The 25,144-nt window shown below is 71.7% G+C and carries 19 protein-coding genes and 1 pseudogene; 12 read left to right on the forward strand and 8 right to left on the reverse strand.

What is annotated here, in order from left to right; genetic code table 11:
* Nucleotides 1-52: 52 nt before the first annotated feature.
* Nucleotides 53-1,117 (reverse strand): alkene reductase, encoded by a 1,065-nt coding sequence (locus tag ACWG52_RS03055; RefSeq protein ID WP_389801833.1) that lies wholly within the window; start codon nucleotides 1,115-1,117, stop codon nucleotides 53-55.
* Nucleotides 1,118-1,260: 143 nt separating this feature from the next.
* Here ACWG52_RS03055 and ACWG52_RS03060 point away from each other — a divergent pair, with 143 nt between their 5' ends.
* From ACWG52_RS03060 to ACWG52_RS03085, 6 genes are all read left to right on the forward strand, one after another.
* Entirely contained in the window at nucleotides 1,261-1,803 is a 543-nt protein-coding gene (locus ACWG52_RS03060; RefSeq protein ID WP_389801830.1) for a MarR family winged helix-turn-helix transcriptional regulator, read from the forward strand.
* Between the two features lie 123 nt (nucleotides 1,804-1,926).
* On the forward strand, nucleotides 1,927-2,262 hold the full coding sequence (locus ACWG52_RS03065) for a three-helix bundle dimerization domain-containing protein (RefSeq protein WP_389801827.1): 336 nt from the start codon (nucleotides 1,927-1,929) through the stop codon (nucleotides 2,260-2,262).
* Between the two features lie 28 nt (nucleotides 2,263-2,290).
* Nucleotides 2,291-3,250 carry a polyphosphate kinase 2 family protein gene (locus ACWG52_RS03070; RefSeq protein WP_389801824.1) on the forward strand — a complete coding sequence of 320 codons (960 nt, stop codon included), beginning with the start codon at nucleotides 2,291-2,293 and terminating at the stop codon, nucleotides 3,248-3,250.
* Between the two features lie 66 nt (nucleotides 3,251-3,316).
* On the forward strand, nucleotides 3,317-6,037 hold the full coding sequence (locus ACWG52_RS03075; protein ID WP_389801821.1) for a cation-translocating P-type ATPase: 2,721 nt from the start codon (nucleotides 3,317-3,319) through the stop codon (nucleotides 6,035-6,037).
* Nucleotides 6,038-6,050: 13 nt separating this feature from the next.
* Nucleotides 6,051-7,826 (forward strand): SulP family inorganic anion transporter, encoded by a 1,776-nt coding sequence (locus ACWG52_RS03080; RefSeq protein WP_389801818.1) that lies wholly within the window; start codon nucleotides 6,051-6,053, stop codon nucleotides 7,824-7,826.
* A gap of 61 nt (nucleotides 7,827-7,887) precedes the next feature.
* Complete coding sequence (locus ACWG52_RS03085; protein ID WP_453127715.1) at nucleotides 7,888-9,567, forward strand: alpha/beta hydrolase; 1,680 nt, start codon at nucleotides 7,888-7,890, stop codon at nucleotides 9,565-9,567.
* Between the two features lie 22 nt (nucleotides 9,568-9,589).
* Here the strand turns inward: ACWG52_RS03085 and ACWG52_RS03090 are convergent, their stop codons facing one another.
* Nucleotides 9,590-10,336, reverse strand: a complete 747-nt coding sequence (locus tag ACWG52_RS03090; RefSeq protein WP_390165793.1) for a CPBP family intramembrane glutamic endopeptidase — start codon at nucleotides 10,334-10,336, stop codon at nucleotides 9,590-9,592.
* 538 nt (nucleotides 10,337-10,874) lie between these two features.
* Here ACWG52_RS03090 and ACWG52_RS03095 point away from each other — a divergent pair.
* The 4 genes and pseudogenes from ACWG52_RS03095 to ACWG52_RS03110 all read left to right on the forward strand — a co-directional run.
* A complete protein-coding gene (locus tag ACWG52_RS03095; RefSeq protein ID WP_389801809.1) occupies nucleotides 10,875-11,864 on the forward strand; it encodes a cucumopine synthase-related protein in 990 nt (329 codons plus the stop codon).
* Complete coding sequence (locus ACWG52_RS03100; RefSeq protein ID WP_390138442.1) at nucleotides 11,861-12,973, forward strand: NAD(P)/FAD-dependent oxidoreductase; 1,113 nt, start codon at nucleotides 11,861-11,863, stop codon at nucleotides 12,971-12,973. The genes ACWG52_RS03095 and ACWG52_RS03100 overlap by 4 nt, the downstream gene beginning before the upstream one ends.
* Nucleotides 12,974-13,101: 128 nt before the next feature.
* Nucleotides 13,102-14,919, forward strand: coding sequence for a carbamoyltransferase family protein (locus tag ACWG52_RS03105; protein ID WP_453127718.1), 1,818 nt, complete (start codon nucleotides 13,102-13,104; stop codon nucleotides 14,917-14,919).
* Between the two features lie 26 nt (nucleotides 14,920-14,945).
* Nucleotides 14,946-15,560: pseudogene (locus tag ACWG52_RS03110) on the forward strand (histidine phosphatase family protein); the annotation flags it as partial.
* A gap of 105 nt (nucleotides 15,561-15,665) precedes the next feature.
* Here the strand turns inward: ACWG52_RS03110 and ACWG52_RS03115 are convergent.
* From ACWG52_RS03115 to ACWG52_RS03140, 6 genes are all read right to left on the reverse strand, one after another.
* Nucleotides 15,666-16,142 (reverse strand): SRPBCC family protein, encoded by a 477-nt coding sequence (locus ACWG52_RS03115; protein ID WP_386017531.1) that lies wholly within the window; start codon nucleotides 16,140-16,142, stop codon nucleotides 15,666-15,668.
* Nucleotides 16,143-16,387: 245 nt separating this feature from the next.
* Nucleotides 16,388-16,897 (reverse strand): nucleoside deaminase, encoded by a 510-nt coding sequence (locus ACWG52_RS03120; RefSeq protein WP_389801799.1) that lies wholly within the window; start codon nucleotides 16,895-16,897, stop codon nucleotides 16,388-16,390.
* Nucleotides 16,898-17,036: 139 nt separating this feature from the next.
* Complete coding sequence (locus tag ACWG52_RS03125; protein WP_389801796.1) at nucleotides 17,037-17,189, reverse strand: hypothetical protein; 153 nt, start codon at nucleotides 17,187-17,189, stop codon at nucleotides 17,037-17,039.
* Nucleotides 17,190-18,015: 826 nt separating this feature from the next.
* On the reverse strand, nucleotides 18,016-19,230 hold the full coding sequence (locus ACWG52_RS03130; protein WP_453127720.1) for an NAD(P)/FAD-dependent oxidoreductase: 1,215 nt from the start codon (nucleotides 19,228-19,230) through the stop codon (nucleotides 18,016-18,018).
* Complete coding sequence (locus ACWG52_RS03135; protein ID WP_389801791.1) at nucleotides 19,227-20,660, reverse strand: FAD-dependent oxidoreductase; 1,434 nt, start codon at nucleotides 20,658-20,660, stop codon at nucleotides 19,227-19,229. Before ACWG52_RS03135 ends, ACWG52_RS03130 begins: the two co-directional genes overlap by 4 nt.
* A complete protein-coding gene (locus tag ACWG52_RS03140) occupies nucleotides 20,657-22,096 on the reverse strand; it encodes an FGGY family carbohydrate kinase (RefSeq protein WP_389801789.1) in 1,440 nt (479 codons plus the stop codon). Before ACWG52_RS03140 ends, ACWG52_RS03135 begins: the two co-directional genes overlap by 4 nt.
* 407 nt (nucleotides 22,097-22,503) lie before the next feature.
* On the opposite strand from ACWG52_RS03140, the gene ACWG52_RS03145 reads away from it, so the two are divergent.
* Both ACWG52_RS03145 and ACWG52_RS03150 read left to right on the forward strand, forming a co-directional pair.
* Entirely contained in the window at nucleotides 22,504-23,484 is a 981-nt protein-coding gene (locus ACWG52_RS03145; RefSeq protein WP_389801786.1) for a hypothetical protein, read from the forward strand.
* A gap of 223 nt (nucleotides 23,485-23,707) precedes the next feature.
* The gene (locus ACWG52_RS03150) at nucleotides 23,708-25,132 is read left to right on the forward strand and encodes an amino acid permease (RefSeq protein WP_202508489.1); all 1,425 of its coding nucleotides are present in this window, start codon (nucleotides 23,708-23,710) and stop codon (nucleotides 25,130-25,132) included.
* The last annotated feature ends 12 nt before the right edge of the window (nucleotides 25,133-25,144 follow it).

Below are 25,144 nucleotides of genomic sequence, written 5' to 3' on the forward strand. Positions count from 1 at the left end.
GTCATACTGCCGGAGCCGGCCGGGCCGACCGACGAGGCACCCCTGAACTCCTCTAGCGCGTCGGGTAGTCCGTGTAGCCGCGGGCGTCGCCGCCGAAGAAGGTGGTCGGGTCAGGGGTGTTGTACGGGCCTTCGGTGCGCAGGCGCTCCGGCAGGTCCGGGTTGGCCAGGAAGAGCGCCCCGAAGGCGAGGAGGTCGGCGACGCCGTCCTCGATCAGCGGGAGGGCGCGGTGGTCGGTGGGTCCGTCGGTCGCCGGGTTCAGTACGAACGGTCCGGAGAACTGCTTGCGCAGGGCGAGGGTGGTCTCCCGTGCCTCCGGGCCGTGCTCCAGGACGTGGAGGTAGGCCAGGCCGAGTCCGTCGATCTCCTTGACCAGGGCCTCGTAGACGGGCCGCGGGTCGGGCTCGGAGATGTCGTTGTACGTGTTGCCGGGCGAGACGCGCAGCGCGGTGCGCTCGGCGCCGATCGCGGCGGCCACCGCCTCGACCACCTCGACCGCGAAGCGGATCCGGTTCTCCGTGGGGCCACCCCACTCGTCGGTGCGCAGGTTCGAGCCGGGGGCCAGGAACTGGTGGATCAGGTATCCGTTGGCCCCGTGCAGCTCCACGCCGTCGAAACCGGCCTCGATCGCGTTGCGGGCGGCCTGCGCGTAGTCGGCGACGGTCCGACGGATCTCGGCCGCGGTCAGCTCGTGCGGGGTGACGAAGTCCTTCATGCCGTCGCCGGTGAAGAGCTGCCCCGGGGCGGCCACCGCGGAGGGGGCCACGGGGACGAGGCCGTCGGGCAGCAGGCTCGGGTGGCCGATGCGGCCGGAGTGCATCAGCTGGGCGAAGATCCGGCCGCCCGCCGCGTGCACGGAGTCGGTGACCTCGCGCCAGGCGGCGACCTGCTCGGCGCTGTGCAGGCCGGGGGTGAAGGGGTAGCCCTGCCCGACGACGGAGGGCTGGATCCCCTCGCTGATGATCAGGCCGGCGGATGCGCGCTGGGTGTAGTACTCGGCGACGAGGCCGGTGGCGACGCCGCCCTGACCTGCGCGGCTGCGGGTCATCGGGGCGAGGGCGATCCGGTTGGCGAGGGTGGTGCCGGCGACGTGTACCGGTTCGAAGGCGGTGGTCATTGCTACCCCACAAGATAATTGGTCGGCCAATGATTGACTGCGAGATGCAGCGTACCCCATTACTTGGCCGACCAAGCTAAAATAAGGACGGGCGGTAGAATCCACAGCGCAGACATGCCGGACCGACCAGGAGGAGCCCTTCCATGACCGCGGAATCCGTACAGGAGCCGCGCCCCGTCACGCAGTGCGCGGCGGTGCCGAGTGCGGTGCTGGACGGGCCGGTGAGTCATGCCATCAGCCGGGTCGCCCGACTCCACCGGATCACAGCGGGCCGGGCCCTGCGGAACCTGGGGCTGCACCCGGGGCAGGAGTTCCTGATGATGCACCTCTGGGACTGCGGGGCCGTGCGCCAGTCCGAGCTGATCAAGGCGCTCGGCCTCGACCCCTCGACGGTGACCAAGATGCTCCAGCGCCTGGAGCAGTCCGGCCACGTGCGGCGCCGCCCGGACCCCGCGGACCGCCGGGCGTCCCTGGTCGAGGCGACGGACGCCAGCCGCGAGCTCCTGGTCGAGGTCCGCGAGGCGTGGGGCGAGCTGGAACGCCAGACCCTGGACGGTCTGGACGCCGCCGAACGCGCCGAACTGACCCGCCTCCTGGGCAAGGTCGAAACCACCTTGTGCGCGGAGGTCGCCCGCGGCGGCCTCGCGGAGTGCGATGCCACCTACAAGGGACCCGACGCCTGCTAGGCCGCGCAGGGTCGCACGGACCGCACGATGGGCGATCTTGTCCCATTTGGCAGAGAATCGCCATGAAGGACGTCCTCACCCGATGTCGGCATGTGCGGATCGGCGGTCCGAAGGTCGTGGGAAATGGCACCGGCAACACTCCAGGGCGCGGAACGGACCGGGATCGCCCCTGCGCTCGAAGATCCCGGTGCGCCGACACCGCACGAGACACGGGACGGGACCCCGGACGAGTGGTCGCCCACCCCGGAGGAACTCGCGGCCGTCCGGACCACCGTGGCGCGCCTGAGGGCGGCCTACCCCTCGGTCGACGCGGACACCGTCGAGGCGACGGTGGAGGCCGCGTACGGCTCGTTCCGGCAGGCCAAGGTCAGGAAGTACGTCCCGATCCTGGCCGAGCGCCGGTCCCGGAAGGCGCTCGCCGCCGGGAGCGTCCCGGACCCGGTGAGGGACGGGCCGTGACCCCCCGCCGGGGAAGGGGCGCGTGCTGATGGCCGACAAGAGGGCCGAACGCATCGCGGACTTCATCGAGCCCCTCCGGGTGCCGCCGGGATCGAAGGTGCACCTGGCACGGGACTTCGACCCCCGCTACAAGGCCGGCATGAAGAAGCGGGACGGGACCGAACTGCTGCGGACCGGCGTGTCGCTGCTCGCCGAGTACCAGGAGCGGCTGGCCGCGCAGGACACGTACGGCGTGGTGCTCGCCCTCCAGGCACTCGACGCCGGGGGCAAGGACGGGACGATCCGCCATGTGATGAGCGGGGTCAATCCCCAGGGCGTGCGGGTCAGCAGCTTCAAGGTGCCCTCCTCCGAGGAACTCGACCACGACTACCTGTGGCGCTACGCCCGGCGGCTGCCCGCGCGCGGCGAGATCGCGATCTTCAACCGCTCGCACTACGAGGAGGTCCTCGTCGTACGGGTCCACCCCGAGGTCCTGCTCCGGCAGAAGCTGCCGGAGCACGTGCTCCGTCCGGACATCTGGGAGCGGCGCTACCGGGAGATCAACCGCTGGGAGCGCTATCTCACGGACAACGGGTTCAAGATGGTGAAGATCTTCCTGAACCTCTCCAAGGAGGAGCAGCGCACCCGCTTCCTGAAGCGGATCGACCTGCCGGAGAAGAACTGGAAGTTCTCCGCCGCCGACGTCCGGGAGCGGCGCCGGTGGGACGAGTACCAGCACGCGTTCTCCGAGATGCTGTCGGCGACGAGCACGAAGTGGGCGCCCTGGTACGTCGTGCCGGCGGACCGGAAGTGGTTCGCGCGGATCTGCGCGGCGGCGATCCTCGCGCACACCTTGATGGAGATCGATCCGCAGTACCCCGACGTGGGTGAGGAGGCCCGCAAGGATCTCCTCGTCACGAAGCGGACTCTGGAACGGGAGGCCCCGGCCGGTGCCCCGGCCGATCCGTACGCCGCCCGGCAGGGCAGGTCGAAGAAGAAGCGTGGCTAGGGCCCCTGGGACGGCGCGCGGCCGGCTCGGACGCGTCCGGGCCGGCCGCGGATCGGAGGCACAACCATGACGGTGCGGTCTGATTCCGTGGCGCAGCAGCCCCCGCCCGCCGGGGACGGTTGGTACACGCGCTCCCCCGAGGAGGTCGTGGCGGCGTTCGACGTCGATCCCGCGGTCGGTCTGTCGGCGGCGCGCGCGGCCGAACTCCTGGCCGCGCACGGCCCGAACGCACTGCCCGAGGAGCGACGGACCCCGGCCTGGCGCCGGTTCCTCGCCCAGTACCGCAGCTACATGCAGATCGTGCTCGTGGCCGCGGCGATCGTCTCGCTGGTGATCCAGGAGTGGACCACCGCGATCCTGCTGATCGTTCTGACGCTGCTGAACGCTGTCGTGGGCCTGCGCCAAGAAGGCAAGGCCGAGAGCGCCATGAACGCGCTGAAGTCGATGATGAAGGCGACGGCGCGGGTGCGCAGGGACGGCAGGGAGGCCGAGATCCCCGCCGAACAGCTCGTCGACGGCGATGTCGTGCTCATCTCCGCCGGGGACCAGGTGCCTGCGGACGGACGGCTCATCGAGGCCAGCGCCCTGCAGATCGACGAGTCGGCGCTGACCGGTGAAAGCGTTCCCGCGGCGAAGGAGACCGGCGCGCTGCGCGGCAGTGGGCGCTCGCCCGGCGACCGGACCAACACGGCGTTCATGAACACCCCGGTCACCCACGGCAGCGGCGTCATGATCGTCACCGGGACGGGGGCGGACACCGAACTCGGCAAGATCTCCGGAATGCTGTCGGCCACAGAGAAGGAAGTGCCGCCGCTCACCAAGGAGCTGGACCGGCTGACCCTGTGGATCACGGCGGCGGCGGGCCTCACCATGATCGTGATGTTCGCCCTGGGACGGCAGCGGGACCAGGCCTGGGACGTCCTGTTCGTCAGCGCCGTCTCGCTGGCCATCGCGGCCATCCCCGAGGCCCTGCCGACCGTGACCCAGGCGATCCTGTCCGTCGGGAGCCTGAACCTGGCGAAGCGGAACGCCATCGTCAAGGAACTGCCGTCGGTGGAGACGCTGGCGTTCACCTCGGCGATCAACTCGGACAAGACCGGCACCCTGACGATGAACCAGATGACCGCCGTCGAGGTGCTGAGCCCCACCGACCGGTACACCGTCTCGGGCACGGGCTACGGACTCGAAGGGAAGGTCCACCACGCCGCCGGGTCCGCCGCGGGCATCGAGGACGCGATCCTGCCCTACGTGGTCGCCAGCGACGCCAAGCTGGTGGGCGGCGCGGTGGTGGGCGATCCCACCGAGGGGGCCCTGCTGGTGCTCGCGCACAAGGCCGGTCTGGACACCGACGCCACCCGCGACGCCCTCCCCCGGCTCGCCACCCTGCCGTTCGACCCCGAGTACAAGCTGATGGCCACCTTCCACGCGGCGGCCGACGCCTCCGGGCGGCAGGTCGTGCGCTGCTTCGTCAAGGGCGCGGCCCCCGCGGTGATGGCGCGGGCCGCCACCGCGCTCGCGGCGGGCGAGACCGTCCCGTGGGACGCCGGACTGCTCCGCCGGGCCGAGGAGGAGAGCGAGCGGATGGGCGGCGAGGGGCGGCGGGTGATGGCCGCGGCCGTGCGGGACCTGGACCCGGACGAGTTCGATCCGGACGGCGACCTGCTCGCGTACGTCACAGAGCTGCGGATGACCAGTCTCGTCGGCATGGTCGATCCGCCCCGCGAGGAGGCGAAGGCGGCGGTGGCCGACGCGCAGGCCGCGCACATCCGGGTCCGTCTGGTGACCGGGGACGACGTCACCACCGGGGCGGCGATCGCCCGGCAGATCGGGATCCCCGGCGAGGCCGTCCTCGGCTCCGAGTTCGCGGCCATGAGCGAGGAGGAGCAGCTCGCCCGGATCGAGGGGATCGGCGTGGTGGGGCGGGTCGCCCCGGAGCACAAGGTGCTGCTCGCGAACACGCTGAAGAAGAAGGGCGAGGTCGTGGCGATGACGGGGGACGGCGTCAACGACGCTCCCGCCATCAAGGCGGCCGACATCGGCATCGCCATGGGCAGCGGCACGGACGTGGCCAAGAACGCCGGACGCATGATCCTGTCCGACGACAACTTCGCCACCATCGTCTACGCCGTCGAACAGGGCCGGACGATCTACGACAACCTCACCAAGTACATCCGGTTCGTGCTGCTCCTGCTGGTCACCTTCGTGCTGACGTTCCTCGGGGCCACCGTTTTCAACATCGCCGCCGGTGAGCCCTTCACCCCGCCGCAGGTGCTGTGGATCCACTTCGTCGTCAACGCCTCCTTCGGCTTCGCGCTCGGCTTCGACCGGGAGAGCGAGGGCCTCATGCGGCGCCGGCCCCGTCCGCGCGGGGAGTCGGTGCTCACCCGTCCCGTGCTGGTCACGGTCGGGCTCGGCGGGCTGGCGATCACCATCCTCCTGCTCGGCCTGATCACCCTCGGCGAGCGCCACTTCGACGACGTCGAGATCGGCCGGTCGATCGCGTTCACGGCCTTCGCCCTCTGCCTGATCGTGGCGGCGTTCGAATGCCGCAGCGAGACGGATTCCGTGCTGACGACCTCCACGTTCGACAGCAAGCAGATGAACTGGGTCGCGCTGGCGCAGTTCGTGCTCGCCGTGCTGGTGACACAGATGGACGGCTTCCAGCGGATCCTCGGGACGACCGACATCGACGCGCGGCAGTTCGGCTGGGCGCTGCTCGCCGCCGTCGTGCTGCTGCTCGTATGGGAGTTGGGCAAGCTCGTGGCCCGCCGGTCGAGGGCCGCGTGAGGACGGCCGGTCCGTGACCACCCGGCACCCCGACCACGGGGGCCTCTCCCGTCTCCGGGCGGTTCCCGGGATCCGTGCGGTGGCCTCCTACAAGCGCGCGTGGCTGCCGAAGGATCTGGTCGCGGGCGTCGTCCTGACCACGCTCCTGGTGCCGCAGGGCATGGCGTACGCGGAGCTGGCGGGACTACCGGCCATCACCGGCCTGTACACGACGATCCTCTGCCTGCTCGGGTACGCGGTCTTCGGGCCGTCCCGGATCCTGGTGCTGGGCCCGGACTCCTCGCTGGGTCCGATGATCGCCGCCACGGTGCTGCCGCTGGTGGCGGCCGACGGAGATCCCGACCGGGCCGTCGCACTGGCGTCGATGCTCGCGGTCATGGTGGCGGCCATCATGATCCTGGCCTCGGTGGCGAAGCTCGGCTTCATCGCCGACCTGATCTCCAAGCCGACGATGATCGGCTACATGAACGGCCTGGCGCTGACCATCCTGGTCGGCCAGCTCCCCAAGCTGCTCGGCTTCAAGGTCGAGGCGGACAACCTGCTCGGTGAGTGCGCCGGCCTCGTGCGCGAGATCGCCGAGGGGGCGGTGGTGCCGGCGGCCGCCGCCGTGGGCGTCGGCGGCATCGTCCTGATCCTGGTCCTGCAGCGCTTCCTGCCGAAGGTCCCCGCGGTGCTCGTGATGGTGGTCCTGGCGATCGCCGCGGCCGCCGTCTTCGACCTGGACGAGCACGGGGTCGGGCTCGTGGGGGTGCTGCCGGAGGGGTTCCCGCCGTTCACGATCCCCGAGGTGCGGCTCGCCGATCTCGCTCCGCTGCTCGGCGGCGCGCTGGGCATCGCCCTGGTGTCGCTGGCCGACACGATCTCCAACGCGTCCGCCTTCGCGGCCCGCACCGGCCAGGAGGTCCGCGGCAACCAGGAGATGGCGGGTGTCGGTGCAGCCAACCTGGCGGCCGCCCTCTTCCAGGGGTTCCCCGTCAGCACCAGCGGATCCCGGACGGCGGTGGCCGAGCGGGCGGGCGCCCGGAGCCAGCTCACCGGCGTGGTCGGAGCGCTGCTCATCGTCCTCATGCTCGTGCTGGCTCCGGGCCTCTTCCGCGACCTTCCCCAGCCAGCCCTCGCGGCCGTGGTCATCACCGCGTCGCTGTCCCTGGCCGACGTACCGGGAGCCGTACGGCTGTGGCGACAGCGCCGGGCGGAGTTCCTGCTCTGCTTCGCGGCCTTCGCCGGCGTGGCCCTGCTCGGCGTGCTGCCCGGCATCGCGATCGCCGTGGCCCTGTCCGTGCTCAACGTCTTCCGGCGCGCCTGGTGGCCGTACGACACCGTGCTGGGGCGGGTGCGGGGCCTGGAGGGGTACCACGACATCCGTTCCTACCCGAGTGCCGAGCGGCTGCCCGGCCTGGTGATCTACCGGTTCGACGCCCCGCTCTTCTTCGCCAACGCCAAGACCTTCCGGGACGAGGTCAGACGGCTGGCCGACGCGGATCCGCGGCCGAGCTGGATCGTGGTCGCGGCGGAGCCGATGACGGATGTGGACACCACCGCCGCCGACATCCTGGAGGAGCTCGACGAGGTGCTCAACGCGCAGGACGTGCACCTGGTGTTCGCGGAGCTCAAGGATCCGGTGCGACGCAAGATCGAGCGGTACGAGCTCACCCGGACCATCGACCCCCGGCACTTCTTCCCCACCGTGGAGGCCGCGGTCGCCGCCTTCCGCCTGCGCACCGGAGCGCGGTGGACCGCGCCGGACGCCGACGGGACGGCCGGCTCCCCGCCCGGCGGCCCGAAGTGAGCGCCCACGCCCCGGATGGCAGGACGGACAACGCCAGGGGACCATGTCCCTGGAGGCTGCCATGAGCCACGACCCGCCCGTCCCTCCCGCGGAGGAGGAGCCGGCACGCGCACACCGCCGGTTGCCTCGTCTGACGCTCCCCGGCTGCTGGGGCGCGCTCCTGCTCGCCTGTCTGTCCTTCACCCCCTCGCTCCTCCCCCGCGGCGGCGTACTCCAAGGGCTGATCGCCGGCATCAGCGCGGCCATCGGCTACGGGCTCGGCGTGGTCGCGGCCGTCGTGTGGCGCGCCTTCGCCGACCGGGACGCACGCGTCCCCTCGCGCCGGTCGTGGCTCGTCCTGATCATCTGCGCGGTGGTGCTCCTCGCCGTCGCGTTCGGGCTCGGCCAGTACTGGCAGCACGAGATCCGTCGGCTCATGGGGGTCACCGAGTACAACGTCCTCACCGCCGTCGCCTGCCCGTTCGTCGCGGCCCTCGTCTTCCTGCTGCTGCTCTTCGCCGGGCGGGGGCTCCGCGCCCTGTACCACCGGGCCGCCGATCTCCTCGGGCGTTGGATCGGCCGGCGGGCGGCGCGGGTGGTGGGCTGGACCCTGGTGGTCGGCCTGGCGTGGGCCGCGTTCTCCGGGCTGCTGCTGAGCGGCTTCGTCAACGCGTCCAACGAGGCCTTCTCGCTGCGTGACACGGAGACCCCGGACGGCGTGCACCAGCCCACGTCGGCCCTGCGCTCGGGCGGGCCCGGCTCGTCGGTGCCCTGGGACTCGTTGGGCCGGGAGGGCCGGGCCTTCGCCGGCTCCGGACCGACGGCCGAGGAGATCGGCGCGTTCACCCACCGTACGGCGCAGGAGCCCATCCGCGCCTACGCCGGTCTGGCGACCTCCGACGACACGGAGACCCGGGCCGCCCGGGCCGTCGCGGACCTCGAACGGGCGGGCGGCTTCCAGCGCGAGAACCTGCTCGTGATGACCACCACGGGCAGTGGCTGGATCGACCCCGCCGCTGTGGACTCGTTCGAGTACCTGGGCAACGGCGACTCGGCCACCGTGGCGATCCAGTACTCGTACCTGCCGTCGTGGATGTCGTACCTGGTGGACCAGTCCAAGGCGCGCGAGGCCGGCCGTGATCTCTTCGACGCCGTCTACGACAAGTGGTCCAAGCTGCCCCAGGACGAGCGCCCGCGCCTGTTCGTGGCGGGCGAGAGCCTGGGGTCGTTCGGCGGTGAGACGGCCTTCAGCGGGGAGGCCGACCTGCGCAACCGCACCGCCGGGACGGTGTTCGCCGGCCCGCCCAACTTCAACACGCTCTTCCGCGAGTTCAGCGACCACCGCGACGCGGGCAGTCCCGAGATCGAACCCGTCTACCGGGACGGGCGGACCGTCCGGTTCACCGAGGACCCGACCAGCGGGATCCCTCCGGCGGACCGGCCGTGGGACGGGCCGCGGGTGCTCTACCTGATGCACCCGTCCGACCCGATCGTCTGGTGGAGCCCCGCGCTGGCCCTCACCGAGCCCGACTGGATCGGGGAGCGGCCCGGCTCGGACGTGCTCGAAGCCATGGTGTGGATCCCGTTCGTGACCTTCTGGCAGGTCACCGCCGACCTGCCTTTCTCGACCGGTGTGCCGGACGGCCACGGCCACACGTACAAGGCCGCGTACGTCGACGCCTGGAACGACATCATGCGGCCCGAGGGCTTCGCCACCCAGGACCTGAACGAGCTCAAGGACATCGTCTCGCCGCGGAACTGAGCCCGCCCGCCCCGCCTCCGGGTCAGCGCAGCAGGTATCCGACGAGGTAGCCGAGGGCGTTGACCGCCCAGTGCAGGCCCATGGGGGCCAGCAGGCTGCCGCTGCGGCGGCGCAGTTCGCAGAACAGGACGCCCGCCGCCGCCGTGAACAGCACGGCCCCCAGCACCGCCAGCACGGCCCCGAAGCCGGAGTCCCCGACGACCGTGTTCACGGCGGGTTTCGCGGTCGCCAGGTGCAGCGAGGGCAGCACGTGCCACAGCCCGAACAGCACGCTCGACACGGCGGTCGCCCAGAGCGCCCCGCGCACCCGGTCCACCAGGCCGTAGAGCACACCGCGGAAGGCGATCTCCTCCACCAGGACCGTGCCGACGGGGACCAGCACGAAGGCGCGGAGCAGCACCTCGCCCCCGTCCATCGCCGCGTACCGCCGGTCCTCGAACAGTCCTCGGGTGGCCGGCAGCAGGGCCCCGATCAGGTAGACGACGGCGACCAGGCCGATCAGGGCCAGCGCCCAGCGGGCACCGCGGGCCAAGGTGCCGCGAGCCAGGCCCGCGTCCGCGAGGGTGCCGCCGGCCCAGCGGAGCACACCGAGCAGCAGGACGCCGACCACGACGGCCGTCACCAGGCCCCACAGGCCGGTCCACCGGTGCAGGGCCAGATTGGCGGCGACGAGAACGGCCACCGTGACTCCCACGGCCGGCCAGGTACCGATGCGTGACAGGCGTCGGCGGGCGGGCCGCCCGGCGTCGTCGGCTGTGCTGCGGGGCAAGGGAACCCACCTCGGTCATGACGACAGGTCAGTCGGCCTCATCTTGCACCCTCGGCCGTCGGCGACGGGGCAGCGGCGCCGCCGATCGGTTCCGGAACCGGTCGCGACCGCACACAGCAATCGTCCTTCCGCTGACTGGTCACACGGGACTTTCCGGGACCCGCCGACCACAGGAGGAACACCCGAAAGGCCTTCCGCTCGGCCGGTTCCCATAGGTTCCGGAGGCCACGTCCGGCGCCTGTCGGGCGCCTTCCGCCCTACCGACTCGACCGACTTCGGGCGTCAACTCCCGCGCCCACCAGGAGGATTGGATTCCGGTGCGGTCGACCGGGGTATTGACCAGGGACATGACACAGACCCGGATCGGTTCTTGTAGATCTCTACGAAGTGTGGGTTTCGGCCGGCGATCGTTTTCATGTCTTCCGTCCCTGCCTGACTTCGCTCGGTTGCCTGTGTACTCCTTCACACACGACGCAACGAAACAGGGGGATCGGGCTCGCCGTGCCTCCTGGCGTCGTGCCGAACGAAGGAGAGAGCCTTGAGCGAGACCTTATCCGGGCCGCCGCGGACGTCAGCCGGCCGACTGCTCGACATAGCCTGGCCCGACCTGGGCATCACCGTCACCGCGGAACTCGACGGCCGTAACCCCGAACTCGCCGACGCCCTGTGGGAGTCACTGCCCTACCGGAGCCTCCAGGGACACGCCCTGGTCGCCGGGGCCCACCTCTACCACGTGGCCCCCGTCCCGTCCCTGCTCCATCTGCCCGCGTCCACCCGGATCCCCGACCGGCGCGAGGCACCCGACGGAACGGTGTTCTGCTCCGCCCTCCAGCACCTCGGCATCAAGTACGGCACCCTCACCGAACCGATGCCCGCCTCCCCCATCGGCCGGATCCGCCCCGAGGACATGCCCGCCCTCCTCGAAGCGGGCCGCGAGACCTGGGACGCCGTCTACTCCACGAAGAAGGAGATCCTGGTCGAGGTCCGGCCGGCGGGCACCGCGGGCGGCCACAGCATCCCCCGTCTGCACGCCACCCACCCCGACGCGAACCGCCTGATCCACGACCTCCACACCGAGACCGAGCGGATCTGGCTGGAGGCGCCGCCCGAACTCGCCGACATGCACCGGGGCTGGATCCCCTCCGGAGCCGGCACCTTCGACACCGTCCTGCCCACCCTCCTCTTCGTCAACGGAGAGACCCGCCCCCTGGGGTACGCCACCTACGGCGGCCTCGTCCGCGCGGCCGTCGCCGACATGCCCATCGACTCCCTGCGCCAGATGACACGCCTCCTCGTCGGCATCCCCGCCGAGTTCCTCGGCTACTGCGGCCTGAACCCGCTCTGGACCTACACCCAGCGCTTCCTCGCCTGCCTCGACCACCTCGACCGCGAGGACTTCCTCGCCGTCACCGGCCAGATGGCCCTCTACATCAACTGCCTCGGCGGCTGGAACCTCCACCTCTACCCCTGGAACACCGCGGACCACCTCCGCCGGCACGACCCCGCACACGCGGGACAGCCCGCATGAGCACACACCCCACCCGCACCGACGCCCTCGTCATCGGCGGAGGAGTGATCGGTACGTCGATCGCCCACCATCTCGCCGAGGCCGGCGTGGGCACCGTCCTGCTGGAGCGCGGCACACTCGGATCGGGATCGTCGGCGGCCACCGCGGGGGTGGTCCGCACCTACTTTCCCGGCAGCCCCCTCACCGGCAGCCTCGCCGTCCGGAGCCTTGCGGCGTACCACTCCTTCGCCGAACGGACGGGGACTCCCCTCGGCCTCGAACGGGTCGGCTTCCTGGTCCTGTTCACCGAGGAGCGGCAGGTGGAGGAGTTCCGGCGCGAGCACGCCGCGCAGCGCGCCGCGGGGGTGAAGGTCGAGCTGGTGACCGCGGCCGAGGCGGCGCGGCTCAACCCGCTGCTGGACGAGCGCTCCGTCCTGGCCGCGGCTTGGTCGCCCGAGGCCTACTCCTGTGATCCCGCCGCGATCGTGCGCGGTCATGCCGCCGCCGCGCAGGAGGCGGGCGCCGTCCTGCTCACCGATACACCGGTCACCGGTATCGACCCCGACGGGCGCGTCCGCACACCCACGGGCGACATCCGCGCCGAGACCGTCATCTGCGCGGCCGGCCCCTGGTCGACCGCGGTGGCCGCCCTGGGCGACGTACACCTCCCGGTGAGCGCGGATCCGATCGAGCTGCTCCTCACCGACCCGCCCGACACCCCGCCCGCCACTCTCCCGATGACCCTGCACGCCGGCTCCGGCCTACGGATCCGGGCCTGGCGGGACCGTGTCCTCGTCGGGATGGGCCGGCCCGGCCCGGACGAGTCCCGGCAGGCCTGGCTCGGCCGACTGTCCCGCCTGCTGGGCACCGTCTACCCGGCACTCGACGGCATCCGCGTCCATCGCGGGTGGAGCGGAGCGCTGGATGCCGGCCCGGACGGAGTCGCCCTCATCGGGCGGCATCCCGCCCGGCCCTTCTTCTACGCGGCGGGGTTTTCCGGCCAGGGGCTGTGCCAGGCACCCGCCGCCGGGGAGATCGTCCGCGATCTCGTGGCCGGCAAGCAGCCGTGGACCGACCCGGCAGGGCTGTCCGCCGACCGCTTCCCCGCGGTCGCCCCGTCGCTCCGGTAGTCCCCGCCGGAGCCTTTCCCGAACTCCCTCGCACGCACGGCCGGTGACGTGGCTCGCGCCGCGTCACCGGCCGTCCTGCGGCGCCCGCCCGCGTGCGGCCGCGTCGCACGACAGAGAAGGAAATCGCCATGATCGTCTTGGGTTGCAACGGTTTCAGCCGCGTCTCGGAGGTCTTCGCCCAGCACTTCGGGTCCGTCGGCACCGAGAAGCACTACCTCCTCGGCCACGACGCCGGCGCATCGCTGCTGGTGGACGGCCGCCTGGTCGCCGCCGTGGAGGAGGAACGACTCAACCGGGAGAAGAAGACCACCGACTTCCCCTTCCACTCGGTGAGCTGGTGCCTCGAACAGGCGGGGCTACGGTTCTCGGACATCGACCTCATCGCCATCCCCTGGAACTTCTCCCCCGAGGTCTTCGACGAGATGCTGGCCGGCATCACGTCCGCGCCGATGGCGCCGTCGGCGAAGCTCGACCTCATCGCCGGGATCGGCAAGCTGTTCACCGAGGTCGTCAGCCACGACGCGATCCTCGCCGACTTCGCCGCACGCACCGGCTTCACTCCCGATCCCGCCAAGGTCGTCTTCGTACCGCACCACCTCGCCCATGCGATGACCGGCTACTACCTGGGCGGGATGAAGGACTCCGCGTTCCTCGTCAGCGACGGCCGCGCCGAGGTGTTCTCGTCGGTGACCGGCGAGATCCGCGACGGCCGGATCCGCGTCTTCGACGAGTCGGCCGTAGGGGCCCAGCATTCGATCGGGCTGCTGTTCGCCGCGATCACCCGGTACCTGGCCTTCGTGCCCAACAACGACGAGTACAAGGTCATGGGCCTGTCCGGCTTCGCCCGGCCGCCGGCGCCGAATCCGTTCCTGGAACACCTCGTCGACCTGCACGAGGACGGGCGTTACACCTTCAGCCGGCCCCTGGAGACGGACGACCCCCGCGGTCTCGACCCTCTCTTCGAGGAGTACTTCGGTCCCGCGCAGGACACCCTCGCCCACCGGGCGCGGGTCGCCGCGGCGGCGCAGGAGATGCTGACCGTCGTCACGAACCACCAGTTGCGGGCGCTGGAGGCCAGGACCGATCTGAACCACCTGCTCTTCGAAGGCGGTGTGGCGCTGAACTGCTTGAACAACACCCCGCTGTTCGAAGGGTCGCGGTTCGACGACATGGACGTGAGCTTCGGCGCGAGCGACACGGGCATCGTCATCGGCGCCGCCGTCCACGCGTGGCTCGGCCACCCGGACACCTCCGACGCGCAGAGGACCACGCCGGCGCCGGTCACCCCGTACCTCGGGCCGGAATACGACGACGCGACGATCGAGCGGGCCCTGCGGGAGTTCGGCGGGCGGGTGGAATGGACCCGGCTGAACGACGACGAGGTCGTCGACCAGGTCGCGAAGCTGCTCACCGAGAAGGTGGTCATAGGCTGGTACGAGGGCCGGATCGAGCACGGCCCGCGGGCTCTGGGACACCGCAGCATCCTGGCGAACCCGCGCTTCCCTGACATCAAGGATGTGATCAACACCCGCGTCAAGCACCGCGAGCCGTTCCGTCCGTTCGCACCGATCGTGCTCGAAGCGGACGCCCCGAAGGTCTTCGAGATGGGCCGCAAGGCCCGCTCGCCGTACATGACCTTCGTGTTCCCGGTGCGACCGGAGTTCCATGACGTGATCCCGGGGGCTACCCATGTGGACGGTACCTCCCGCGTCCAGACGATCACCGACCGGGACACCCCGCGGCTGGCGGCCCTGCTCCGCCGGTTCACCGCACTGACCGACGTGCCCTGCCTGCTCAACACCTCGTTCAACGTGGCGGGCGAGCCGATCGTCTGCACGCCCGCCGACGCGCTGAACTGCTTCCTCGGTACCGAGATCGACTACCTCGTGCTCGGCAACCACCTGGTCACCAAGGCCGCCGTGCGCACCCCCGGGCGACCGCTTTGAACGCCGCGCCCACCGGCCGGACCACACCCACGACCCTCCTGCTGATGCGGCACGGCGAGACGGCTCTGACGCCGGAGCGGCGCTTCTCCGGCAGTGGCGGCGGCGACCCTTCGCTGTCGGCCGCCGGACGCCGGCAGGCCGAGGCGGCCGCGGCGATGTTCGCCGCGCGCGGGGCGGTGCGGGCGGTCGTGTCCTCACCGCTTCGGCGCTGCCGGGAGACCGCCGAGGCGGTGGCCGGACGACTGGGCCTCGACGTGCGGGTCGACGCGGAGCTGCGCGAGGCGGATTTCGGGGCCTGGGAGGGGCTGACGTACGCCGAGGTGGAGCAGAGCCGTCCGCAGGAGCTGGCGCGATGGCTGCGCTCACCGGCGGCCGCGCCGTCGGGCGGTGAGCCCTTCGTGGACGTGGTGCGGCGGGTGGCACGGGCCCGGGACGAGCTGCTGGACCGGTACGCGGGGCGGACCGTGCTGGTCGTCTCGCATGTGACGCCGGTGCGGCAGTTGATCCGGCTGGCGCTCGGCGCGCCCCCGGAATCGCTGTTCCGGATGGAGACCGCGGCGGCTTCGGTGTCGGCGGTCGCCTACGACGCGGACGGCATCGCGACCGTGCGGTTCGTCAACGACACCGCGCACCTGCGGTGACCGCCGGCCCGGGCGGCGGACCACCCTGCCTGAGCGCCGGGTGACCGCCGCCCGGGCCAGGGGGTGCCTTGTCGATCAGGGCGGAGCGGTGTGGATCAGGGTGGATCAGGTGCGGCGCTCGGGGGCCGCGAAATGGTCGCGTACGGAGTCGGTCTGGTTCTCCATCATGGTGATGACCGCCTGCACGACCTCGGGGTCGGCGTCGTCGGCGATCCCGAGCACCCGCGACCACTCGAAGAAGCTGCGGCCCGGGTCATCGGTGATCGGCCGGACACGGATCGTGGCGTCGTAGCTGGTGATGCCCATCGTCGGCGCGACGGCCCGATAGGTGGAGGACCGGTCCACCTCGTTGCGGCCGGCGATCTCCTGCTGGACGAGGCCGTCGTTGAACACGAGGGTGAAGTCGTACCGCGCCGGGACGACGTCGGGGGTGCCGCCCTCGGCCCAGCCCACGTTCTTCACGGCAGGACCGGACACGATCTTGACGACGTTCATGGGGTTGCGGACCTCGGCCCACACGGTGTCCGGATCGGCGTCGAGGATCGTCGAGTGGTGCATGGTGTGCTTCCGCTGGATCGCCACGAGAGCTCCTTGCCAGAGAGGGACATTGCCTTTTGACCCGTTGCACGTTGCGTGAGGAAGAGTGCTGCCACCGGTGACGACCGGGCGGCGGACGACGATGTCGATCCGGCGCCCGGTTCTCGGGGTGTTCACTGCCGTTCGTGGACGTTCACCTGGTGTTGCGGTGCCGGAAAGTTCCGGCGTCCACACTGGTGCGGTCGGCGCGGTTCACCCGACGTCGGCCCGGTGAACCGCGAACCGGTGACTCAGTAGTCGATGCGGTCGCTCTTGGCCAGCCACGCGTCGAACGGAGCCGTGCGGTTCGGCAGGTCCAGGTGCTCGATCGCCAGCGGCCACTTCGACGCGGGCTGCTTCTCGAACAGGTCGTAGAACTTGCGGTCGTCGAAACCGGCCACCGCGGCGTCGTGCCGGTCGGCGGCGAAGACGATCAGGTCGACCCGCGCCCACAGCGCGGAGGACAGACACATCGGACACGGTTCGCACGAGGTCACCAGGACGCAACCTTCGAGCGAGAAGGTGTCGAGCTTCTTGCAGGCGGCGCGCATCGCGCTCACCTCGGCGTGGGCGGTCGGGTCCAGAGAGGAGGTGACCTGATTGTTCCCGAGCGCGACGATCTCGCCGTCCTTGGCGACCAGGGCGCCGAACGGCCCGCCGCCGTTGGCCACGCTGTTCGTGGCCAGTCTGATCGCCTCGTCCAGCCAGGTGCGCTTGAGGTCCTGGATATTTACTTCTTGGGTGTGCGCAGTCACGGTCACTCCTTAGGAGACGGTGGGGGATTTCCCTGGTGTTCTGCCCGTGCGGGACAGCAGGGACGGCAGGTGGGTCTCGCGGGTGCGGCGTCGAGGCCGGCGTCCGGGGATCGGCGCACGATCGGCGCTACCCGCGAGGAGGTCGCTACGGCTGATCGCCTGCGATGTGCTCCGGTGCGGCCGGGAGTCGGGTCAGGTACGCCCCCGGCGCATGGCGGACGGCGAGTTCCGCGGTGACGGTGACGCCCGGATCGAGCCAGGCCATGGCGAGCACCCTGCCGGCTATCGTCTCGCTCAAGGCTCTCTCTCCCCCGCTTCATTGCATTCTGTGTGAAGGAGTACACAGGCAACCGAGCTCAGTCAGGCAGGGACGGAAGACATGAAAACGATCGCCGGCTGAAACCCACTCTTCGTACAGATCTACAAGAACCGGTTCGGGCGCGTGCCATGACCGCTGGTCGATGGACCAGCGGACCAGCGGAAATACGAGGTTTTCCGGCGAATGAGGCAGCTGCCACAGAGGCCCCTGCCGCACCGCCGACGGGGCCGGAAGCGGAATTCACGGGTGGCCCATGTCGGCGCGCGCATGGTTTCCCGCCACCCGGCGCGGAGCGGCCTCAGCTCCTGATCGTCGCCCCTGCCGGCGGGAACCGGAATGCGCCGGCGGCTCCTGTGCGGTGTCCGGCGGTCAGCGGCAGGCGTCGATCTCGTGGTGCCACGCGGGGGACGGGAAGGCCTGCGGACAGAGCCGGGCGCACGTGTCCAGGTGGGCCCGGAAGGCCGTGCGCAGGCGGGCCGCGTAGTGGGCGCACAGGGCCTGGGGGGATGTGCCGGTGGCCTCGGCGTGGATCTTCCGGACGCGCGCGCCTTCGGGCGTGGCCGGGTCGTGCGCGTCCGGGGCGTTCAGGGAGTAGTGCGCGTAGAGGTATTCGAGGCAGAGCGCGTGAAGGTCGGGTCGTCGGCCAGTCCTGGGACGGAAAACGGCACGTCGACACCTCCTGACCGGGCGTGACCCCGTGGGTGACGTAGTGAGCGACCGAGATCGCGACACAGAGTATCGATTTATTCGCATACAGTAGTCAAGACTGCGTGGCGTGACCTTCCGGACCCGGGAAGCGGCGCCGTCAGCCGATGGTCAGCACGACCGGACCGCCCGACCGGTCGACCCGGTCCGTCCACCCCGACGCGAGCCGCAGCGACCGCGACGGGGTCGTCCGGAGCGGGTACCTCCGCCGCCACAGCAGCCGGCCGTCCTGGGCGACCGTCAGCACCGGGGCGGTCAGCGGCTCCCCCGACCGCAGCAGCAACGGCCGCCCCGCGAGGGCCGTGAGATCAGTGAGGTCCGTGAGCCGGTTCGGCGTGACCCACAGCAGCGGGGCCCGGACGACCAGCGGTGGCCCCGCCTCCGGCCACGGAGCACCCGAGAGGCGGGCCAGGACCGGGGCCGCGGCGGCGGCGCCCTCCGCGGCCGCCGTGGCGGCCCGCTCGACACCGTGGAGGGCATTGCCCACCGCGAAGACGCCGGGTACCGACGTACGGAAGGAGCCGTCCACGGCGGGGCCTCGGGTGCCCCGGTCCACCACGATGCCGCCGCGGCGCGCCAGCTCGTGGTCGGGGATCCAGTCGCCGGTGAAGACCACCGTGTCGCACGCGAGGATCCCGGTGCGGCCGTCCGCGTGGCGCACGACCACGCCCGACAGGCGGCCCCGGCCGCGTAGTTCGCCGACCGTCGTGGCCGTGAGCAGCGGAACTCCTGGTACGGCGGTGCCGCGGGGGCGCTCGGTGACCATGGCCACCACCTCCGCTCCCGCCCGGCGCAGGGTGCGTACCGCGTGGCGGGCCACCGGCTCGGCGCCCACCACGACGGCCCGCCGGCCGATGTCCTGGCCGTACAGGTCGACCGACTGCTGCAGTTCCCCGGTGGTCAGGACGCCCGCCGGGCGGGAGCCGGGCACCAGCCGGGCGCTGCGCGGGCGTTCCCGGGCGCCCGTGGCGAGGACGACGGCCCGCGCGGTGATCCGCTCCAGGCCCGCCGGGCTCGTGGTCTCCAGGGTCAGCGGGCCGGCCCAGCCGGTGGCGCTGACGCCGGTACGGACCGTCGCCCCGGCGGCCGTCGCCGCCCGCACGGCCCGTCGCGCGTACGTCGGTCCGGTGAGCCAGGGGCGGACCGGCCCGCCGAACCCGCCGTGGTGGCAGTGGCGGGGCACTCCGCCCGCGTCCTGCTCGCGCTCCAGGACCTCGACCTGTCCGGCGCCCGCGCCCGCGAGGCGGGCCGCCAGGCCCAGCCCGGCGGGGCCGGCGCCGACGATCAGGACGTCGACCGTCCGGTCGTGGATCACCGCCGGGCCTCCTCGAACAGGGCGCGGACCGCGGCTCCGCAGTGGAAGCCCTGGCAACGGCCGCCGCGGGCCCGGGTGCGCCGCCGCAGGCCGTCCGGCGAACCGGGCGGGACGGTCGAGGCCAGCGCGTCGCGGATCTCCCCACGGGTGACGCGCTCGCAGTGGCAGACGATGCGGCCGTACTCCGGGTCCCGGGCGATCGACTCGGCGTCGCGGTAGGGGCGCGGGAACGCCTCGCCCAGGTTCGGCATGCGCGGCGGCTCCAGGTCCCGGGCCCCGGCCACCCGCAGGCCGCCGTCGGCGAGCAGTTCCACCACGTACGCGGCGATCGCCATCGAGGCGCTCAGCCCCGTCGAGCGGATCCCGCCCACGGTGACGTACCGCTGCTCGGGGTGGGCCCGGATCGCGTAGTCGTCGTTCCCGGTGGCGGCCCGCAGACCGGCGTAGACGGCGGTGACCTCCTCCTCCAGGAGGGCCGGCAAGATCCGTCGCCCCTTCTGCCGCAGCAGCGCGAGTCCCTCGGCGGTCGATCCCGTGTCCGTCTTGTCGTCGAGGTCCTCGGCGGTGGGCCCGAGCATCACCTTCCCGTACACCGTCGGCGACACCAGGACCCCCTTGCCGAGGGCGCCCGGCACGGGCAGCAGGATGTGTCGTACGAGGCCGCGGGCGAGCTCGTCGAAGACGATCAGCTGGCCGCGCCGGGGCGTCACGGTGAAGTCCGTGTGGCCGAGGAGCCGGTCGATCTCGTCGGCGTACAGCCCGGCCGCGTTGACCAGGTACCGGGTGCGCAGCGGGCCCCGACCGGTGGCCACGGTGTGCGTCTCACCCGAAGTTACCTTCAGTACGCGGCAGTTGAGGTGGAGTTCGACACCGGCGCGCACGGCCTGCGTCGCGTACGCGAGCGTGGTCGTCCAGGGGCAGATGAGGGACTCCCCCGGGACGTCGAGCGCTCCCAGCGCCCCGGGTCCCAGCTCCGGCTCGCGGGCCCGCACCTCCTCGGCCGGGATGATCCGGGCCGAGCGGTAGTCGTTGCGTACGGCCTTCTCCGCGAGCCCCGGCAGCGCGGCCTGCTGCTCCGCGTCCCAGGCGACGAGGAGCGCACCGAGCGGCTCCACCGGGATGCCGGTCGCGGCGGCGTACGCGGACAGCATCCGGTGCCCCTCCCGGACGAGCCGGGACTCCAGGGAGCCGGGCACCGCGTCGAAACCGGTGTGCAGGAGGGCGGTGTTGGCCTTCGAGGTACCGTCGCCGACGTCGTCGGACGCGTCGACGAGGGCGATCCGTAGCGGGAGCCGGGCCAGTTCGCGGGCGATGGCCGTGCCCACCACGCCGGCGCCGACGATCGTCACGTCGTACTCCCCGCCGGGCAGGGCGCCACCGGTGGTGACCGTGGTCGCGGTGGGAGCCGTGGGTACGGTGCCGGCGGTCATGCCGGTGCGTCGCCCAGCAGGGCCGAGACCGCCGCGCGGAACCGTGCGCGGCGTTCCGCCGCCTGCGCCGCGCCGGCGCGCGGCTCGTACACGGCGGAGGGCTTCCATTCGGGGACGGCCTCGGCGACGGTGAGCGAGGGATCGAGCCCGAGTCGGGCGACGGCGCCGACGCCGAGCGCGGTGACGTCCGGCAGCGCCGACACCTCGACGGGGATGCCGAGCAGGTCGGCCTGGGCCTGCATGAGCAGCGCGGAGCGGGTCAGGCCGCCGTCGACGCGCAGGGCGGCGAGCGGAGCGCCCAGGTCGGCGGCGACCGCGTCGGCGAGCTCCGCCACCTGGGCGGCCACGCCGTCGCACAGGGCGCGCACGAGATGTCCGGCGGTGGTGTCGAGGCCCAGGCCGGTGACCGAGCCCCGCAGGTCGCCCCGCCACCACGGGGCGGCGAGCCCCGCGAGCGCCGGGACGAAGGTGACACCGCCGGCGTCCGGGACGCTCCCGCCGACGGTGTCGATGTCGGCGGCACCGGAGATCACCCCGAGATCGGTGAGCCAGCGCACGGCGGAGGCGGCGGTGTACACCTGCCCGTCCAGGCAGTAGCTGGTCCGGCCGGCGAGCCGCCAGGCCACGCAGCCGACCAGACCGGAGGTGCTGCGCAGGGGTCGTGGGCCGGTCTGCGCGAGCAGGAACGCGCCGGTGCCGTAGGTGCACTTGGCGGTGCCGGGCTCGGTGACGCTCTGCGCGAGGAGGGCGGCCTGCTGGTCCACGAGCAGTCCTGTCAGCGGCAGTGCGGGACCGAAGGCGGTGGTGGTGCCGACATGGGTGTCGGCGTCGACGACCTCGGGGAGCCGCTCACCCGTGAGGCCGAAGGCGTCGAGTGCCGCGTCCGACCAGCGGGTGGTGTCGAGGTCGAGGAGCTGGGTGCGGCCGGCGGTGGCCGCGTCGGTGACGAACGCACCGGTGAGGCGGTGCACGAGCCAGACGTCGCTGGTCGTCACGACGCCGCGCCGGGTCAGGTGGCGGCGTATCCAGGCCATCTTGGGGGCGGCGAAGTACGGGTCGAGCGGCAGGCCGGTGGTCTCCCGCAAGGACGGTGCGTGCGGGGCCAGTTCGGTGCAGAGCGCCTCGGCGCGCCGGTCCTGCCAGACGATCGCGTCGGTCAGCGGTTCGCCGGTCGCCGGGTCCCAGGCCAGTACGGTCTCGCCCTGGTTGGCGAGGCCCACCGCCACCACCGGCTCGCCGGCCGCCGCCAGCGCGGCGCGCCCGGCGTCGACCACCGAGTCCAGCAGCTCGCCGGGGGTGACCTCGACCCGGCCGCCCGGCAGGTGGCGGGGCCGCACGGGGGCGGATCCGGAGCCTATGACTCCACGGATCGGACAGACGACCAGCGCCTTGGTCCCCGAGGTGCCTTGATCCACAGCGAGCACCGGGCCCGTCATCACCACTCCGTCCCTGGTGTCGCCTTGATCGAACGTCGGTCGGAAGCCTTCCCCAGCCACCCTCGCCCGTCAAGATCCGCCCGAGGGTCACCGGTTGTGACTGACGCATCTTCATATGTCGATCGTGGCTTGATACTTACGTTCGAACAAGGATCTGGATGCGTATGCTCCTGATCGCCATATAGTGATCGCCGATCAACGGGCAGCGACATCGACCGTGGGTCAACGGCGGGGGTTCGACGAACAGTTCTCGCATGGTTCACGCATCCCTGGCACCGGGCACGGCTGCATCGCGGCAGCCGGCGGCCGGATGGACCCACCTTCCATGCGATCCGAGGACTGATGATCACGACCACCGCAGGACGCGCCCACCCGGGCCGCCGCCGCCCGTCGACCGGGACGAGGTGATGGCGGGCAGCGATTTCCGGCCCGTCTACCACCCGGCCGGTCACGACAAGGAGCTGCGTTCCGCCTCCCAGGACCTGCGCACCGGCCGTTGGGTCTCCATGGCACGCTTACTCGAACGCACCGACAACTGGGGCCTGTGGACCCAGCGCACCCAGGTGCTCGCCGCCGTCGCCGCCGGCTCCGACGTGGTCCAGGCCTGGCGGGCCGAACAACCGCACAGCGTCGCCGCACTCGTGATGCACACGCGCGTCAGCGTCGAACGGGCCGTCCGCGCCCACCGCGCCGGACACGCCCGCACCGGCGAACTGTGGCAGGAAGCGTGGTCGACCTGCCGGGAGGCCGCCCGCATCAGCCCCGCCGACCCCGTGCCCTGGGTCTGCCTGCTCGCCCTCGCCCTCCTCGACGAGCAGCGCCAGATGGCCGAGCACCGGGTGCCACCTCCCGGCCCGATGCTGCCCCCCGGTCCCTGGGGGATCCTCGCGGAGGTCGACAAGCGCGACCCGCACAACCGCGAGGCCTACCACCGCATGCTCCAGTTCGTGTACGCGGGCACGCCCGGACCGCTCTCCGAGGCCGCCAACTTCGTTCACTGGGCCGCTGGTTCCGCACCTCCGGGATCCCCCGTGCACGTCCTGCCGCTCTACGTACGGGTCGAGCGCTACCGCCGCGAACGCGGCCAGGAACGGGCCCTGGACCTGCACTGGGTCGCCGAGGACGCCGTACGCGACGCACTCCACGCCCTGGACACCTGGTTCCACCACGCCGATCTGCCGCGCGCCTCCCCGCTCGACCTGAACCAGCTCGCCCACGCCCTGTGGGGAGCCCTCCAGTTCGACGAGGCGGCCCGCGTCTTCGACGCGATCGGCCCGTACTGGACCACCCTGCCGTGGGCCCACCGGACACGTGACCCGGCCGACCGAGCCTTGGCCGAGGAGGTGTTCCTGCAGGCCAGGTCCCGAAGCCTGGCCGGCCGGAACTGACCCCCGCCGCCTCCCCCGAGGCGCCGACCACTGGCTCCACCCGCACCACCCAGGCCGCACCCGCACCCCCGTGCTCCACCGTCCCCTCGCTCCACAGACCCCCGGAGGTACCGCCGTGTCCAGAACCGATTGGGCAGCCCGCCAGGATCGTAAGGCCCCACCCCAGCAGGACGAGGAACAGCGCCTCAGGGAGCTCGGCTACCAGCCCGTCCTCGCCCGCCGGATGGGTGGCTTCGGAAACTTCGCCATCAGCTTCTCCGTCATATCCGTCCTCTCCGGATGCATGACGCTGTACGGCTTCGGCATGGGCTCCGGCGGCCCGGCCGTGATGCTGTGGGGCTGGATCGGCGTAGGCCTCTTCGTCCTCTGCGTGGGTCTCGCCCTGGCCGAGGTGACCAGCGCCTACCCCACCTCCGGCGCGCTCTACTACATGGCCGACCGGCTCGGCGGCCGCCGCTGGGGCTGGTACACGGGCTGGCTGAACCTGCTGGGTCTGCTCGGCGCCATCGCCGGCATCGACTACGGCGCCGCCCTGTTCACCGGCGCCTTCCTCAACCTCCGCTTCGGGTTCGTGCCCACCCCCGGCTCGACGTTCCTGATCTTCCTGTGCATCCTGCTGCTGCACGCCGCGCTCAACCTCTTCGGGGTCCGCCTCGTCAGCGTGCTCAACTCCATCAGCGTCTGGTGGCACCTGGGCGGTGTCGCCGTGATCGTCGGCGCCCTGGCCTTCATCCCCGACAACCACCAGTCGGCCTCGTTCGTCTTCACCGAGTTCGTCAACGACACCGGCTGGGCCAATCCGTTCTACGTGGCGGCCGTCGGCCTGCTGCTCGCCCAGTACACCTTCTCCGGCTACGACGCCTCCGCGCACCTCTCGGAGGAGACCAGGGACGCCTCCGTCTCCGCCGCCAAGGGCATCGTCCGCGCCATCTGGGTCTCCTGGATCGCCGGTTTCGCCCTGCTCGCCGGCCTCACCTTCGCCATCCAGGACTACGCGGCGGTCCAGGGCAGCGCCACCGGCGTCCCGCCCGCCCAGATCTTCATCGACGCACTGGGCTCCGGCGGCGCCACCGCCCTGCTCCTCGTCGTCATCGTCGCGCAGCTCTTCTGCGGCAACGCCGAGGTCGCCGCCGCGAGCCGCATGGTCTTCGCCTTCAGCCGTGACAACGCGCTCCCCGGATCGGCCCTGTGGCGCAAGGTCAGCGGCCGGACCCAGACCCCGGTGCCGGCCGTCTGGCTCTCCGTCGTCGTCGCCGGCGTACTCGCCCTCCCCTCGCTGTACTCCGCCACCGCCTACGGGGCCGTGACCGCCATCAACGTCATCGGCATCACCCCGGCCTACGCCATCCCGATCTACCTGCGCCTGCGCGCCGGCAACCGCTTCGAGCCCGGCCCCTGGAACCTGGGCCGCTGGAGCAAGCCGATCGGCTGGATCGCCGTCGTCTGGGTGGGGCTCGTCACCGTCCTCTTCTGCCTGCCCCAGAAGTCCCCCGTCACCATCGACTCGATGAACTACGCCGTGATCGCCCTGGCGGTGGTCCTGGTCCTGGCCAGCGTCTGGTGGTACGTCGCACGCCGCTCGTACGGCACCCCCTCGGCCTACGGCAACGCCCGCGAGCAGGCGGAGATCGCCGAGGACATCGTCTGACCCGGCGGGGCC

Source organism: Streptomyces sp. CLCI03 (genome assembly GCF_053615355.1).

Coding starts and splice junctions, on each gene's coding strand:
- ACWG52_RS03065 (WP_389801827.1), top strand. CDS start 1,927: ATGGCACCGGCAACACTCCAGGGCGCGGAACGGACCGGGATCGCCCCT.
- ACWG52_RS03085 (WP_453127715.1), top strand. CDS start 7,888: ATGAGCCACGACCCGCCCGTCCCTCCCGCGGAGGAGGAGCCGGCACGC.
- ACWG52_RS03140 (WP_389801789.1), bottom strand. CDS start 22,096: ATGACGGGCCCGGTGCTCGCTGTGGATCAAGGCACCTCGGGGACCAAG.
- ACWG52_RS03150 (WP_202508489.1), top strand. CDS start 23,708: ATGGGTGGCTTCGGAAACTTCGCCATCAGCTTCTCCGTCATATCCGTC.
- ACWG52_RS03055 (WP_389801833.1), bottom strand. CDS start 1,117: ATGACCACCGCCTTCGAACCGGTACACGTCGCCGGCACCACCCTCGCC.
- ACWG52_RS03060 (WP_389801830.1), top strand. CDS start 1,261: ATGACCGCGGAATCCGTACAGGAGCCGCGCCCCGTCACGCAGTGCGCG.
- ACWG52_RS03135 (WP_389801791.1), bottom strand. CDS start 20,660: ATGACCGCCGGCACCGTACCCACGGCTCCCACCGCGACCACGGTCACC.
- ACWG52_RS03100 (WP_390138442.1), top strand. CDS start 11,861: ATGAGCACACACCCCACCCGCACCGACGCCCTCGTCATCGGCGGAGGA.
- ACWG52_RS03075 (WP_389801821.1), top strand. CDS start 3,317: ATGACGGTGCGGTCTGATTCCGTGGCGCAGCAGCCCCCGCCCGCCGGG.
- ACWG52_RS03145 (WP_389801786.1), top strand. CDS start 22,504: ATGGCGGGCAGCGATTTCCGGCCCGTCTACCACCCGGCCGGTCACGAC.
- ACWG52_RS03070 (WP_389801824.1), top strand. CDS start 2,291: ATGGCCGACAAGAGGGCCGAACGCATCGCGGACTTCATCGAGCCCCTC.
- ACWG52_RS03105 (WP_453127718.1), top strand. CDS start 13,102: ATGATCGTCTTGGGTTGCAACGGTTTCAGCCGCGTCTCGGAGGTCTTC.